The organism is Sphingobacterium sp. UT-1RO-CII-1 (genome assembly GCF_026711005.1).
Taxonomy (GTDB): Bacteria; Bacteroidota; Bacteroidia; order Sphingobacteriales; family Sphingobacteriaceae; genus Sphingobacterium.
In genome coordinates this window covers 1-13,638 of record NZ_JAPPVJ010000008.1, presented here as the reverse complement: position 1 = coordinate 13,638, position 13,638 = coordinate 1, and the positions used below count along the sequence as shown (strand labels likewise).

The following is a 13,638-nucleotide window of genomic DNA, read 5'->3' as shown; positions in this document are numbered from 1 at the left end:
AAAAATATCAATTAATTATGTGAATCGTTAAAAAAAATTAAGGATCAAAACAATATTCTCTAAAACAACAGTAATTCACGGAGTGTACAACAATTCGTGAAATTATTGATCTACAGAATATCTGCAGACTAAACTAAGCAAAAAAAATTTACTTGGATATAGTTTAAGTTGGCCCCTCACCTAATAAGGCAATTGTTTAAAACTGGCAACTGTGCAAAGCATATTAAAGACCGGTATCTTTTCTCTTTAGAAGTGATGAACGACTATCGATATTTAATATTTCATAAATAACCTTCAAATGATATTTAACCGTATTTTCCGAAATGAAAAGTATCCCTCCTATCTCTTTATTTGTTTTGCCCTCCCGAATTAATTGGATAATCTGTATATGCCTATCTTTAAGATCGTACTTTTCTAAATTCAGAGAAAGATTATCACCCGGCTTACCATCACTTGACTGTTTAATATAAAATTCTAATCGTGCCCGCATATGCTCCACTTCTTTTTCCATCAAGATCCTCCGTTGCTTATTCGACTGAAAGAACTTGAAAAGAACAAATAACAAGGCTAATAGCAGTACGATAACAGCAACGAGCACAACACCCATATTTTTTTTATTCTTTAGCTCTATATCATTTCTCTGTTGCTGTAGCTCTTTCTCTAAATTATTCAACTGCCCACTACGATTGGCTGCATCATATTTTCTACGCTGCTTGGTAACTTCAAGCTGAGCCAAATAAGCTTCCTCATAGCGACCGTTGCTGGCATAGAAATAAATAATAGTCTCCAACATCGTGATTTTATAAATATCTATTCCAAACTGTTCAGCATAGGACATACCTGTTTCATAAGCAGCAATCGCTTTTTGCTGTTGATTCATTAAGTTATAGAGCTCTACCTTTACTTTATATATGATGGGAAGATGCTTGGGGTTTTCTTTTTCCAAAAGCGCAATACAAGCGTCAAAAAAATCATCAGCAGCAGAGTAATTACCTTTACGCATCTCCAAATGCCCCATAATACATTCATAAAAAGCGCGCGTTTCGCTGTCAATGTATTGCAAGTGTTCGGGTGTCACCTGTTGCAATGCAGTATCAAAATCTTCGTTTCTTTTCGTATCAAAATAAATAAAAATCTTCTCGATAAGGACACGGCTACTGGCTTCTTTAGCAAAGTCACTTCCTTTCGCAGCTTTTTCTGCTAGGTCCAAATTAATCAGTGCCCCAGTATAATTGTAAAGACTTTTGTAGGTTAATGAACGTAGTAAATAAGCTTGATAAACGTCATTAGATGTAGATTTTGAATTGGCAATTACTCGATCAAGGATTAGAATAGATTGTTCATGCTGGTTTTTATCATTAAGACCTAAAACCTCGATTTTCAGGGAATCTGAACTGATTTTTTGAGCATGCACGGCCACGAAGAAAACCATCGCCAAGTAGGTTGACAAAAACCTCTTAAAAATAAACATAAAAAGCTAAATAATTTGGATAGTAACGTGCACAGCCAATAGTTGATTAATTTGCAAATATAAATAAGATTAACTTTTATTTAGCATTTACGTAACAAAAATGCAAGGGATAAACATAATGGAAATCTGCTCACGAGAGCAAAAAATCTAACTTTGACGACAACGAACAATTTTACAGTTATAATGCAAAAAGGCCGAAATACTAATGGATTTCGAACCTTTTTGCATTATAACTGAATAAGATGTCAAAAAATTGTCTAGAATTTCATCCGTTGTATTCTAACAGCATTTAAAATAGCTAGCAGTGCAACCCCTACATCTGCAAAGACCGCCTCCCACATTGTTGCTAAGCCCCCAGCGCCAAGCACGAGAACAATTGCTTTAACACCAAAAGCTAAACTAATATTTTGCCAAACGATCTTTTTTGTTTGTTTTCCTATATATATAGCCATAGGTATTTTACTTGGCTTATCGTCCTGTATAACCACATCGGCTGTTTCAATGGTGGCATCACTTCCTAAACCGCCCATAGCAATACCAACATCACTTAAAGCTACCACTGGCGCATCATTTACCCCATCACCTACAAAAGCAACACTCTCGCGCCCAGCCTTAATTTCTTTTACTTTATTGACCTTGTCTTCAGGTAGCAGATCACCAAAAGCCTGATCAATTCCTAGTTTATCGGCAACATACTTCACAACTGTACTTTTATCGCCGCTAAGCATTGTAGCTTTTATACCCAATTTGTGCAATTGTTTTATAGTGTCCTGAGCATCTTCTTTGATGCGGTCTGCGATTGTTATATAACCAATAAAAGCACCACCATAGGCAACAGAAATAGTCGTGTAGACAATGCTGTTAGGGTCTACTTCATAATGTACGCCAAACTTGTCCATAAGTTTGAAATTACCGACCAACAAATCTTTACCATTAACAGTCGTTTTTAACCCATGCCCTGCAATTTCTTCGGTATTCTCTAAACGAATTTCACTATTTAGGCTTCCAACATATTCATGAATAGCAGTAGCTACAGGGTGGGTGCTTTGGCTTTCTAGCACATTGACCATCTGAAGAATTTCTTCTTTATTATAAGCCGGATCAAAGACAACTTCTTGTACATTAAAGACCCCCTCGGTCATTGTGCCTGTTTTATCCATGACCACATTCTGAATATCTGCCAGCGCATCTAAAAAGTTACTTCCTTTAAATAGTATCCCGTTTTTACTTGCAGCACCGATCCCACCAAAATAACCTAAAGGAATACTAATAACTAGTGCACAGGGACAAGAGATGACCAAAAAGATTAACGCTCTATATAGCCAATCTTTAAACTGATAGTCAGCGATGAAAAAGTAAGGAAGTACACATATGGCAACCGCTAGCAGAACGACAATAGGCGTATAAATTCTAGCGAATTTTCTAATAAATAATTCGGTAGGCGCTTTCTGCGATGTCGCATTCTGTACAAGCTCTAATATTTTACTAAGCTTACTGTCCATATAAGCTGTCGTTACCCTTATCTCCGAAACAGTGTTAAGGTTGATCATACCGGCTAATACTGTTTCTCCTTTATACTTTGTATCTGGTTTGCTTTCACCTGTTAAAGCTGATGTGTTGAAGGAAGCTGTTTCCGACAATAACTCTCCATCCAATCCTAACTTCTCTCCGGGCTTGAGCTGGATAATATCGTCAAGACCTACCGTTTCGGCCTTTACCTTTTGTGCTACATTATTTTTTAAAACAGTGACCTCGTCTGGCCGCTGATCAAGCAAGGATTTAATATTAGACTGTGCTCTAGATACCGCTAAGGTTTGAAAAACTTCGCCTACAGCATAAAAAAGCATAACCGCAACACCTTCAGGATATTCACCAATAGCAAATGCGCCAATGGTAGCAATACCCATTAGGAAAAATTCAGAAAAAACATCTCCCTTTCGAATGCTTTTAACAGCATCCCTTAGCACAGGCACCCCCACAGGAACATAAGCTGCAGTATACCACAAAACGCGTATCCAGTCGTTAAACCAAGGTTGATGCAGCCAGTTATCAAAGGTAATACCGAGAAGCAAGAGCACTAAAGAAACAATAGCTGGTAAAAACATTTTGAAAACACTACTATTTTCATCTATATGTGAATGGTCATGCCCGTCATCATCAGTATGGTCATGATTGACACGTTGCTTATCAGGAGTATGACTGATTAACTCTTTTGCGCCTGCATTTGTATAGACTTTATCCTCAAGCGTACAACAAAGCTGCTTTCCCGTAGAATCATATTTATGCTGATGTTTCATACCTGTATCCGTTAGTTTTGATATGGTGTTTTTATTGGTGCTTAACTTTTTCATAAATTGTGTACTTTGTTAAAACTTACTTCACTCTGAACAGATTATCATAAAGGCTCGTTTAAGTCGTTTTAAAATAACCGTTGATCAACTGTTACTATCAAAGTTAAGTAGAGATAGCATGCAATGCTATTGCAAAGATTATTTCAAACACTTTTCACAGACGCCCTTTGCAAAAAGCTTAATCTCATCAATCCTATATTTGTGATCTGAAACTGAAGGAAGTATAAACTCTTCTTTGCACGTTGTCTCTTGACATACTTTACAGTAAAAGTGTAAATGAGAATCATTATGCATTTTTGAATCACATGCATCATGGCAAAGAATATATTTACTCGTGTTGTTTTCTTGAATACTATGGACAATCCCCTTCTCTTCAAAGGTTTTCAATGTTCTATAGATCGTAACACGATCAGCCTTATAAAAATGTCTTTCCACATCAGATAAAGACATGGCTACCTGCTGTTGCTCCAGTAGTTCATATACCAAAATTCGCATACTTGTCGGACTCGTATTCTTCGCTAACAACTTTTGTTCGATATCTTTTTTCATTTACAGGAATTAATATTTTATGTCTATATAATTAATCAGCTCGCGTCCTCTAAAAAAGTTTTATTAGTTAACATATAATGGCATCCAGAACTATGATATTATTTTGGATATCTTACTACATGCAAAAAACGAACCTTTATTAAAAAAGATGTCTATTCCACCTATTTTACAACACTTGCAAGCTTGAGCCTTTTGCCATAGCTTTCAGTATGCTATTTTTTGCAGAACGTACAGCTGGTGATAGGTCTCCATCTAATAACTGTATAGTAGAGCGTAGTTCGTCATGTAGCTCAGGAGTTGTACAGCACATTGCATAAGCTAATTTCATACAGAGAGATTGTATGGCTAAAGGTTCTTTACGTGCTAATATTCCCTGCATACAAAAGTCGAAAAAATCAGCTCGAAGAGGTTCAAGGAATGGTTGTCTAAATAAAATGGTAAGAAACAAGCGCCGCTTTCCTATATGTTCACACCGCATAGCCAAGTTTATCAGTTCATCGTGCTTAGTATATAACCAACGATTATCAGCAGATGAATAATGGGTCATAATCCAAGCAGCCTGATAAGAAATTCGATCATTCGAATCAAAGCACAAATCGTAAAGTTCTTGTTTCCGCAGATTGTTCCCTTGCACAAACCCAAGTATGCTTGATATTGTACTCAAACCTATACGCTGTGAAATTATTTCCTTTAAATTCATATGTGTATAATTACTGCCTGAGCTCGCAAGCTCGGTTTGTTTTTTTAATAACCATATGGAATATCCAAATTATATATTATGCACAGATTCTTGTAATTGGTGTGCATAATGCTTCACAGTCATTCCTATTTTTGTAGTGTGTACTACATGGATATTTCATTTGCAAATAAAACAAAAATACCGTTTTCCTGGAAAAGAAAACGGTATGATATAACATATTATTAGAAGCTAGATTTGCTTAAAAAGAACGGTTGCATTATGCCCCCCAAAACCAAATGCATTACTCATAGCCGTGCTGACTTTCTTCTCTATCGGGTCGCTAACGACAATCTGTATCCCCTCGGGAATCTCTGGATCCAGATTTTCAATATTAATGGTCGGAAGAAGTATGCCCTCATTTATACTTTTAATACTTAGAATAGCTTCTATCGCACCGGCAGCCCCTAACAAGTGCCCCGTCATAGACTTTGTAGCACTTACATGAAGGTTCTTGGATCCCTTAAACACACTATTTACGGCTTTCAATTCGGCAATATCACCGACCGGTGTGGATGTAGCGTGTAGATTTAAATAATCTAGCGCCTCAGTTGGTAATTGCGCTTCTTTTAAAGCAAGTAACATGGCTTTAGATGCTCCAACTCCTTCTGGATGTGGAGACGTCATGTGATAAGCATCAGCTGTCATGGCTGCTCCCACTAACTCGGCATATATTTTAGCCCCTCTTTTCTTAGCATGTTCGTATTCCTCTAAAATGAGCGCGCCTGCCCCTTCCCCCATAACGAAACCATCACGATCTTGATCAAAAGGGCGACTAGCTGTTCCAGGATCATCATGTCTTGTAGACATCGCCTTCATAGCCGAGAAACCACCAACAGAAGCTGGTGTAATTGGAGCTTCTGAACCGCCCGAAACAATAACCTTGGCTTTCCCTAAACGGATGTAATTAAACGCGTCCATTATAGCTGTATTAGCAGTGGCACAAGCAGAAACAGTTGTATAATTAATACCTTGCAAACCATATTTCATTGAAATAAGGCCCGAAGCCATATTTACAATAAGCTTAGGTACAAAAAACGGGCTAAAACGCGGATTATATTCTCCTAAAACATACCCCTCTACTTCTTTTTCAAAAGTTTCCATCCCCCCTTGTCCTACACCCCAGATAACTCCAGTATCAAATGGATCCATCGTGGAAAAATCTAACCCTGAATCTTCTATCGCCTGTGCAGCCCCATAAAGTGCATATTGTGTGAAAAGATCGCTACGCTTAATTTCATTTCTATCCAGATAAACCTCTGGGGAAAATCCATTTACTTCACAGGCGATCTTTGTCCGAAATCGACTAGCATCAAATTTGGTTATTAATGCGCCGCTACTTTTACCGGCCACAGCATTATTCCAAAAATCTGCTATAGTATTACCTAACGGATTAACTGTTCCTAAGCCTGTTACTACTACTCTTTTCATTCTTTACAATTTTAAATATTTCAAGTTTTTCGGAAAAAGACCTGTACGGTAAACCGAAAAATCAGTTTTTAATTTCTTCTTCTATTATTCTAATAATCCGATCCAAAGCTATGGATAAATGAGTATTACTGCCCAATGTTCTTGATAATAAAATTCCTCCCTCAATAAGCATCATAAAAGTACTAGCATACGCAGCTGGTTCAATATCAGTTTTAAAACTACCATCATGAATACCGGATTGGATAATTATTTCCACCTTTTGATGCCAACCTATAAAACTAGCTTGTACGGCGTCTTTAAGAAACAACAAATGATCATCAGATTCGGTCGCAGCATTAAGCATTGGACAACCGCCCTCTTGCATAATTTTATCAAAAGCGTTTCTATAAAATTCAACCATGGCTAACAATTGCAAAAAAGAACTGCTTTCATTTACAATAGCAGCATGCATAGCAACACGTAACCTAGATACATTGTACTTATAAGCTTCGACAACAACTTCATCTTTGTCTCTGAAGTTACCATAAATACTGCCTTTTGTAAGTCCAGTTACTTCGATAATATCGGAAACTGTCGTCACCGCATAACCCTTAGTATTAAATAAAGGAGCGGTTTTTTCTATTATATATTGACGCGTCTTTTCAGCTTTACCCATTACTATTATGAACAAATACCAAAGCTAAGGTAGTAATAAAAATATACCTATCGGTATATTTTTATTAAAAATTCTAAGATTATTAAAAAAATAAAATACCGTTTCCTTTTATCCCAGGTCACGGTATTACACGGTAAATACTTTTACAAAAGTTAATACATGCCGTCAAAGAAGCTAAAAAGTTCAGCCCCAAAACAGTAAATCATCTACGATAGTAAATATAACTTGCCTAGAAAGCCTGTACCCTATTCAAACTACTTGACATGATAAATCTTAATTGTTTTTAATTGGTTTTCTTTAACAACTTTTAAAAAATCTTGTGTCAGATCGATTAATTCTCCTGTTCTTACATCAAATACCCAACCATGTAACGCCAATTGATGATTAAGTATCGCTTGTTGTACTTCGGGTATCTTCGCTACATTCAAACACTGCTCGGCAACGTTTAACTCAACCAACTTGTCACAACGTTTGCCCAGATCCTCAATAGCTTCCAATCGATCTCGATGCAATCGGTAAACATCTCTAATATTATTTAGCCAAGGATTAAGAATACCCAAATATTCATGTTCCATAGCAGCTTGTATACCCCCACAGTTGTAATGTCCACATACTACAATATGTTTTACTTTAAGGTGGCTTACCGCATACTCTATAACAGATTTAGAATTGAGATCGGTATTAGGAACAACATTCGCAATATTTCTGTGCACAAATACCTCCCCTGTAGAAAGTCCCATAAGCTCTTCCGCCGTAACACGGCTATCAGAACACCCAATGTAAAGAACTTCGGGTTCTTGTCCAGCCGCTAAATTTACAAAGTAATTTTGATCAATGGCCAGTTTCTGCTTAATCCATGCTTTATTGTTCTCGAAAATACTATCAATTTTCATAGGGATTGATTTTGGGTTATACTATTATGTTCATTTTATTGCCCACGTTTCAAAAAAAATGCCACTATCTAAAACAGATCATAATGCTATATAAAAATTACAAAACACAAAAATTAATAAACTCAAAATCGGATCATAGATCTAAATGGAACTAAAATTCATTATAATTGCATTTTTACTATTTATATCCCGTTATATTATGAAATGTCTATATTGAACAAGTTTGAAGTAATATATATAACGACAAAAATAAAATTGCACATTATACTAACAAGGATATTTCAGATAAAAGATAAAAACATACGCTATTACAAATATGCAGACCGCACATAAGATAAAAACAATACTTCTTTTCTTGATCATCAGCACGACTACCGCAATATATGGACAAGAGAAGAGCAACAGCACGATAACAGCCACAGCTTTATCGAAAATAATGGAGGCAAATAAACAGTACTATAAAGATGGAAAAGTAGCAGATTACATTCCTGAACTGAGCAAAATGGAAGCAGAAGCTGTAGCTCTTTCCATCGTTGATAAAAACGGAAAGATCATCAGTGTTGGAGATAAAGAAAAAAAATTCACGATGCAAAGTATATCAAAAATCATTTCCCTAATGATAGCCGTACAGGAGAATGGAGAGGAAACGGTATTTAGCAAAATGGGTTATTTTGGTACAGACAAGCCTTTTAATCATTTCGCCAATCTAGAGACAATGGGCAAACCACTTAATCCGATGATGAATGCAGGTGCTATCCTAACAACAACAATGATTTCAGGCGTAAAAGGAGAAGCGTCCGAAAAAATCTTGGATATGGTGCGCTATATAACTAAAAATCCGACCATAAATTATAACATAGCTGTATATAATTCAGAAAAGGAAACAGGGCACCGCAACAGAGGCATGTTTCATTTGATGAAAAACACGGGCCTTATAACAGGTGAAGAAGATCAGCTAGATGATTATTTCCGACAATGTGCGATTGAACTCACAGCGGAAGACTTAGCAAAAATAGGCTATTTCTTTGCCCATGAATGCACACGCTATGATGGAGACAAAACCTATAAAAACAGAGAACTGTCTAAGCTTATCCTATCGCAGATGTTGACGGCAGGTATGTATGAATTCAGCGGCGAATATGCCCGGACAGTGGGGCTTCCCAGTAAATCAGGTGTAGGCGGCGGTATAACTGCCAGTGTACCTCACGAGATTGGGATTGGGGTCTTTAGCCCAGCACTAGACACGCACGGCAACTCCCTATCGGGCTACAGAATGATTCTCGAACTGGCGAAAAAATATGAACTTAGCATTTTTTAAAGAACTTGCACCTCATCGACCACCACACTTACAACCAACAATTTAAAACCGATTCTGTGCATAAAAACTTGTAATGGTTTTGAGTGAAGTGTTTTTGTGGCGAAGAAATAATGCATAGCTATTACGGGATACAACCAATCTAATAACTTATAAATAATAGTAATAAAACATACCGACGCTTAGCAAACAAATTTGGGATGTAAACAACATAAGAGAACAAAATCAATAAAATAAGAAAAAGGTATATACTTAAAAATGTTAACTTTATCCTGTTAACTGATCGGTATACAAAAACTTCGTACATTAATGAATATCAAAATATCCCTACTGCTCCTTTTTATTTCATCATTCTCCTTCGCTCAAGAACTTACTTATGAACTGCGAAAAGACATCACTTATACTTTGGGTAAAGACTCCTATAGCCTTGAAAAAGGTAAACTTGATTTCTATTTTCCTAACGAAAGTAAGGGCTTCACAACAGTTATCTGGTTTCATGGAGGAGGCTTAACTCAAGGAGAAAAGACAATCCCGACGGAATTAATGAACAAAAAAATAGCAGTAATTGGTGCCGGGTATAGACTAGCCCCTCATGTTAAGGTCGAAGATATAATTAACGATGCAGCTGATGTAGTACAATGGGCCTTTAAAGAAGTTGAAAAAGTGGGCGGCGATAAAAACAAAATAGTTATTGCTGGTCATTCTGCCGGTGCATACCTCGCGTTGATGCTGGCACTGGACAAAAGCTATCTGCAACAACGAGAGATAGACGCGAATGATATTTTAGGCATAGGCTCATTCAGTGCACAAGCTATCACGCATTTTACGGCGCGAAAAGAAAACGGTATCGAAGAGTTACAACCTATAGTAGATCGACTTGCTCCTTTATACTGGGTAAGAAAAGATGCTCCCAGAATACTATTGCTTACAGGCGATAGAGATTTAGAGATGATGGGGCGCTATGAAGAAAATGCATACCTAGATCGTATGTTGAAACTTACTGGACATAAAGAGGTACAACTTTATGAATTTGAGGGCTACGGTCATAATATGTTACACCCCGGTTATCCTATTCTCATTCAAAAACTCGAAGAGTGGAGTAAATAAGGCAAAATTATTAGCGTAAGAAAAAAATACGTTTTTTAAAAAATAACAAGTAATATTGAAGAAATAAAACAATTAATTATGTTCGGTATTGGAATTATTTTCATGTATATAGTATGGGGCGGATTTGTCGCTATCATTTTATACGCTCTCTACAGGGTTTTATCTGTATTATTAAACAGATATTTAACTTACAAACAGGATCAGACTGCTGCTATACGAGAGCAGAATGAAGCACTGAGAGAAATTGCAGCAGCTCTTAAAAAACAAAACAACAATAGCATACCGCCCGAATTGCCTTAGGTGTTGTTTTGGTATTACATAAAATTGGTATTGTATAAAAAAGGCGTTTGTATATATACAAACGCCTTTTTTATACAACCTAATGCATGGAAATAAAAGCTAAAAATCAGATTCGCTAGCTTCTGTTGTTTCAGGAGCTTTATCAATCAGTTCCATAAACTGATCAAGTTTAGGCGTAATAATAATCTGAGTTCTTCTATTCCTAGCTTTACCGTCAGGTGTACTGTTATCAGCAACCGGGTTATACTGCCCACGACCTCCTGCTGTCAAACGCTTAGGATCCACGCCATACTGATTTTGCAATACTTGCACGACAGAAGACGCTCTTAATGTACTCAAGTCCCAATTATTACGAATATTTGTTTTCGAAATAGGGTCAGTGTCTGTATTACCTTCGATCAATACATCATAATCTCTATAATCTTGTATGATCTTAGCAATTTTACTTAATGTCTCTCCCGCTTGTTCAGATACTTCGTATCCACCTGATCTGTATAGCATATTATCAGATAAGGATATGTATACTACCCCCTTTAATACTTTAACATCAACATCGCGCATTTCCTCACGGCTCAATGAACGTGTAAGATTGTTAGTTAACACCATATTTAAAGAGTCACTCTTATTTTTAGTGTTCACTAAATGCTGTATATATTTGTTGGAGGCATTGATTTCATCAACCAATTTAGAAATATTCACGTTACCTTGCGTGTTCTGCGTTATACTCTTATCTAAAGAGCCTTGCAAACGTGCCAAAGCTTCTTTTAACGAAGCATTATTCTTGCGCTCGTAATCTAATTGATCTTCCAGACTTTTAACTTTAGCCCGGCTTTCAGCGAGGTCCATCTGGCCTTGCTGGTAAAGCTCTCCTAAATCTCGATGTTGTTGCTCCAAAGCAAGGTGAACTTTTTTGCTAACACCACAAGCCGAAAAGAACACAGTCGCTAACAAAATAGCTATAGGTACTATTCTTCTTTTAATCATAATGATATTACTTTTAATTTCTGTCTCTAAGATATGACAAATTAACGTGAAAAACATCGTTTTATTATCATTTTAAATGCGGCTTCACTAAGCTTTAGTTTCTCTGAAGCAGAAAGAAGACTTCAGGTTTTTAGTCAGTTTTATTTTGAGGAAAATCAACATTTCATTTCCAAGAATAAACCCTATATTTGCGGCTATGATAAATGTATCCAACCTATCACTAAAACCACTTTTACAACTATAAACCAATTAGTTGAAACAATAAAAATTACACCTAATAAATTATTTGTAAATTAATCTAACTGTAACACATGTACTTACATAAATTTAAAACATAACCATTTGGTTATGTTTTAAATTCTTCACACCTTTGAAACATCAACAATTCAGGAGTGCAGAAACTGAATTTTAAACATAAGATATTTTTAGCCTGATTGGGGGCGGAGACTGCACTTCTCTAAACCCGATCAGGCTTTCTTATTAGAACCAATAATCATGAGAAACAAAAGTCTTAAAATTCAAAAAAGCGTAATCCCTTTAGACTGGAACCCTAAAGACCCGAATGGATATAGCAACTGGATGAAAATGATTGTTCAAGAGAATAAAAATGCATCAGGTATGTTCAAAGATCCTAATAAACCAATAAACGAGTTTATCACCCCAGAACCAAGATTTATTGGAGAAATTATACAAGAGTTTACATCTCCTGAAACATCTCAAATGAACAAAACTGTATCTCTTGCTAAAGAGATCTTAAACAAGGATAAAATATGAACCTCATCCCCTACTCTTACAAACGCATACTCTGCAATAAAAGATTAAGAAATAGAGAGAGCTTGATGTATAAAGACAAGGTGAATGAAATTTTAAGAACTGGACAAACAGAATTAAATGGACTCCTCTACACATCAATTGCCGAACTAACAATAACGTTTTACGAAAAAAAGAAAGCAAGCAATGGCTAAAATTATTAAAAACGAGAAAGGATTTAAAGTCATTTCCTGCTCAATGAGTGAGACAACTAAGTTTTGTGGTATGGGTATATGTGATAGTTGTAGTAAGGCTGCGTTCAATGGCTATGTTGTTTGTGTTCTTAATAGATGGTATTGTGAAAAATGCTACCAAGAATGGAACAAAGAAGCTACCTATTACCCCGAAGATGTCAACTATGAACTATCAAAGTTTAATCAATTCAAAAAAGTGTTAAATCTAACGGAGGCAGACAATGAGAAGGCTAATTAGAAATATAAAGTCCAGACTTAGCATGAAACGAGTATGCTCTCTTTTTACAGATACTGTTTCTGGTCAAAGTGTAGAATTATACGTTGATAAGTACGGTGTTGAATACATGGCTAATTACCCTTTTTTAATATTCAGCTTTAGAGCAAAAAGGCATGCTTCCAAAAAGTTTTACAGAGTAGGTACTAGCGATGGCGGTGGCATGTGGTATCATCCAAATGGAGAATTTCATGGATCAATGAACACAAAAGCTTTTAGTATGCTTCAATGCCACAATGTAGAAATGCCATACGACAAAGGTATTGTCGGGTACTTATCTGTAGCGGACAGCTTGGAAAGTCTTAAAAAATGGTTTAGCGATGAAGACATGAAAGTTCTTAGCCCTTTAGGATTCAAGGTTATTACATACGAGGCAACGGACTACCGAATGCACAATAATCATTGGGTTATTAACCAAGAGACTAGCAGAATATTGAATTAACCCCCTATTTACTAAAAGAGAAAGAAACTATGGATAACAAAGTAATCATAGAAATAACACCAACAGGATGGACAAAGAAGGTCGTCATAGGTGAAAAGGAATATACCGAAAATTGGAAGCTCACCT

General features: G+C 36.3%; 14 protein-coding genes. 6 read left to right on the top strand and 8 right to left on the bottom strand.

Going from position 1 to position 13,638, the window contains the following annotated elements; genetic code table 11:
- Positions 1-223 precede the first annotated feature (223 nt).
- The 7 genes from ORI89_RS16090 to ORI89_RS16060 all read right to left on the bottom strand — a co-directional run bounded on the left by ORI89_RS16090 (position 224) and on the right by ORI89_RS16060 (position 8,086).
- Positions 224-1,471, bottom strand: a complete 1,248-nt coding sequence (locus ORI89_RS16090) for a tetratricopeptide repeat protein (protein WP_268231538.1) — start codon at positions 1,469-1,471, stop codon at positions 224-226.
- A gap of 257 nt (positions 1,472-1,728) precedes the next feature.
- The gene (locus ORI89_RS16085) at positions 1,729-3,822 is read right to left on the bottom strand and encodes a heavy metal translocating P-type ATPase (RefSeq protein ID WP_268231537.1); all 2,094 of its coding nucleotides are present in this window, start codon (positions 3,820-3,822) and stop codon (positions 1,729-1,731) included.
- A gap of 138 nt (positions 3,823-3,960) precedes the next feature.
- On the bottom strand, positions 3,961-4,371 hold the full coding sequence (locus tag ORI89_RS16080; RefSeq protein ID WP_268231536.1) for a Fur family transcriptional regulator: 411 nt from the start codon (positions 4,369-4,371) through the stop codon (positions 3,961-3,963).
- Positions 4,372-4,537: 166 nt separating this feature from the next.
- Positions 4,538-5,071, bottom strand: a complete 534-nt coding sequence (locus ORI89_RS16075; RefSeq protein WP_268231535.1) for a hypothetical protein — start codon at positions 5,069-5,071, stop codon at positions 4,538-4,540.
- Positions 5,072-5,299: 228 nt separating this feature from the next.
- Complete coding sequence (gene fabF, locus ORI89_RS16070) at positions 5,300-6,538, bottom strand: beta-ketoacyl-ACP synthase II (protein ID WP_268231534.1); 1,239 nt, start codon at positions 6,536-6,538, stop codon at positions 5,300-5,302.
- Between the two features lie 61 nt (positions 6,539-6,599).
- Positions 6,600-7,193, bottom strand: a complete 594-nt coding sequence (locus tag ORI89_RS16065) for a TetR/AcrR family transcriptional regulator (protein ID WP_268231533.1) — start codon at positions 7,191-7,193, stop codon at positions 6,600-6,602.
- Positions 7,194-7,447: 254 nt separating this feature from the next.
- The gene (locus tag ORI89_RS16060) at positions 7,448-8,086 is read right to left on the bottom strand and encodes a carbonic anhydrase (RefSeq protein ID WP_268231532.1); all 639 of its coding nucleotides are present in this window, start codon (positions 8,084-8,086) and stop codon (positions 7,448-7,450) included.
- A gap of 316 nt (positions 8,087-8,402) precedes the next feature.
- Between ORI89_RS16060 and glsA the strand changes: the two genes are divergently transcribed.
- From glsA to ORI89_RS16045, 3 genes are all read left to right on the top strand, one after another.
- The gene (gene glsA / locus ORI89_RS16055) at positions 8,403-9,404 is read left to right on the top strand and encodes a glutaminase A (RefSeq protein ID WP_268231531.1); all 1,002 of its coding nucleotides are present in this window, start codon (positions 8,403-8,405) and stop codon (positions 9,402-9,404) included.
- A 306-nt stretch (positions 9,405-9,710) separates the two neighbouring features.
- Positions 9,711-10,508: an alpha/beta hydrolase gene (locus tag ORI89_RS16050; RefSeq protein WP_268231530.1), complete on the top strand. Its 798-nt coding sequence runs from the start codon at positions 9,711-9,713 to the stop codon at positions 10,506-10,508.
- A gap of 78 nt (positions 10,509-10,586) precedes the next feature.
- A complete protein-coding gene (locus ORI89_RS16045) occupies positions 10,587-10,808 on the top strand; it encodes a hypothetical protein (protein ID WP_268231529.1) in 222 nt (73 codons plus the stop codon).
- A 99-nt stretch (positions 10,809-10,907) separates the two neighbouring features.
- On the opposite strand, the gene ORI89_RS16040 is transcribed toward ORI89_RS16045, so the two are convergent.
- Positions 10,908-11,792 carry an OmpA/MotB family protein gene (locus ORI89_RS16040; RefSeq protein ID WP_268231528.1) on the bottom strand — a complete coding sequence of 295 codons (885 nt, stop codon included), beginning with the start codon at positions 11,790-11,792 and terminating at the stop codon, positions 10,908-10,910.
- Positions 11,793-12,287: 495 nt separating this feature from the next.
- On the opposite strand from ORI89_RS16040, the gene ORI89_RS16035 reads away from it, so the two are divergent.
- The 3 genes from ORI89_RS16035 (at position 12,288) to ORI89_RS16025 (ending at position 13,512) form a co-directional block, all read left to right on the top strand.
- Complete coding sequence (locus tag ORI89_RS16035; protein ID WP_268231527.1) at positions 12,288-12,566, top strand: hypothetical protein; 279 nt, start codon at positions 12,288-12,290, stop codon at positions 12,564-12,566.
- A gap of 183 nt (positions 12,567-12,749) precedes the next feature.
- The gene (locus ORI89_RS16030) at positions 12,750-13,034 is read left to right on the top strand and encodes a hypothetical protein (RefSeq protein WP_268231526.1); all 285 of its coding nucleotides are present in this window, start codon (positions 12,750-12,752) and stop codon (positions 13,032-13,034) included.
- A 22-nt stretch (positions 13,035-13,056) separates the two neighbouring features.
- Positions 13,057-13,512 carry a hypothetical protein gene (locus tag ORI89_RS16025; RefSeq protein WP_268231525.1) on the top strand — a complete coding sequence of 152 codons (456 nt, stop codon included), beginning with the start codon at positions 13,057-13,059 and terminating at the stop codon, positions 13,510-13,512.
- Positions 13,513-13,638: the final 126 nt, after the last annotated feature.

Excerpts from the sequence above, each read along its gene's own strand:
- ORI89_RS16080 (WP_268231536.1), bottom strand. The coding sequence starts at position 4,371 with ATGAAAAAAGATATCGAACAAAAGTTGTTAGCGAAGAATACGAGTCCG.
- ORI89_RS16040 (WP_268231528.1), bottom strand. The coding sequence starts at position 11,792 with ATGATTAAAAGAAGAATAGTACCTATAGCTATTTTGTTAGCGACTGTG.
- ORI89_RS16025 (WP_268231525.1), top strand. The coding sequence starts at position 13,057 with ATGAAACGAGTATGCTCTCTTTTTACAGATACTGTTTCTGGTCAAAGT.
- ORI89_RS16085 (WP_268231537.1), bottom strand. The coding sequence starts at position 3,822 with ATGAAAAAGTTAAGCACCAATAAAAACACCATATCAAAACTAACGGAT.
- fabF (WP_268231534.1), bottom strand. The coding sequence starts at position 6,538 with ATGAAAAGAGTAGTAGTAACAGGCTTAGGAACAGTTAATCCGTTAGGT.
- ORI89_RS16090 (WP_268231538.1), bottom strand. The coding sequence starts at position 1,471 with ATGTTTATTTTTAAGAGGTTTTTGTCAACCTACTTGGCGATGGTTTTC.
- ORI89_RS16045 (WP_268231529.1), top strand. The coding sequence starts at position 10,587 with ATGTTCGGTATTGGAATTATTTTCATGTATATAGTATGGGGCGGATTT.
- ORI89_RS16050 (WP_268231530.1), top strand. The coding sequence starts at position 9,711 with ATGAATATCAAAATATCCCTACTGCTCCTTTTTATTTCATCATTCTCC.
- ORI89_RS16030 (WP_268231526.1), top strand. The coding sequence starts at position 12,750 with ATGGCTAAAATTATTAAAAACGAGAAAGGATTTAAAGTCATTTCCTGC.
- ORI89_RS16065 (WP_268231533.1), bottom strand. The coding sequence starts at position 7,193 with ATGGGTAAAGCTGAAAAGACGCGTCAATATATAATAGAAAAAACCGCT.
- ORI89_RS16060 (WP_268231532.1), bottom strand. The coding sequence starts at position 8,086 with ATGAAAATTGATAGTATTTTCGAGAACAATAAAGCATGGATTAAGCAG.
- ORI89_RS16075 (WP_268231535.1), bottom strand. The coding sequence starts at position 5,071 with ATGAATTTAAAGGAAATAATTTCACAGCGTATAGGTTTGAGTACAATA.
- ORI89_RS16035 (WP_268231527.1), top strand. The coding sequence starts at position 12,288 with ATGAGAAACAAAAGTCTTAAAATTCAAAAAAGCGTAATCCCTTTAGAC.
- glsA (WP_268231531.1), top strand. The coding sequence starts at position 8,403 with ATGCAGACCGCACATAAGATAAAAACAATACTTCTTTTCTTGATCATC.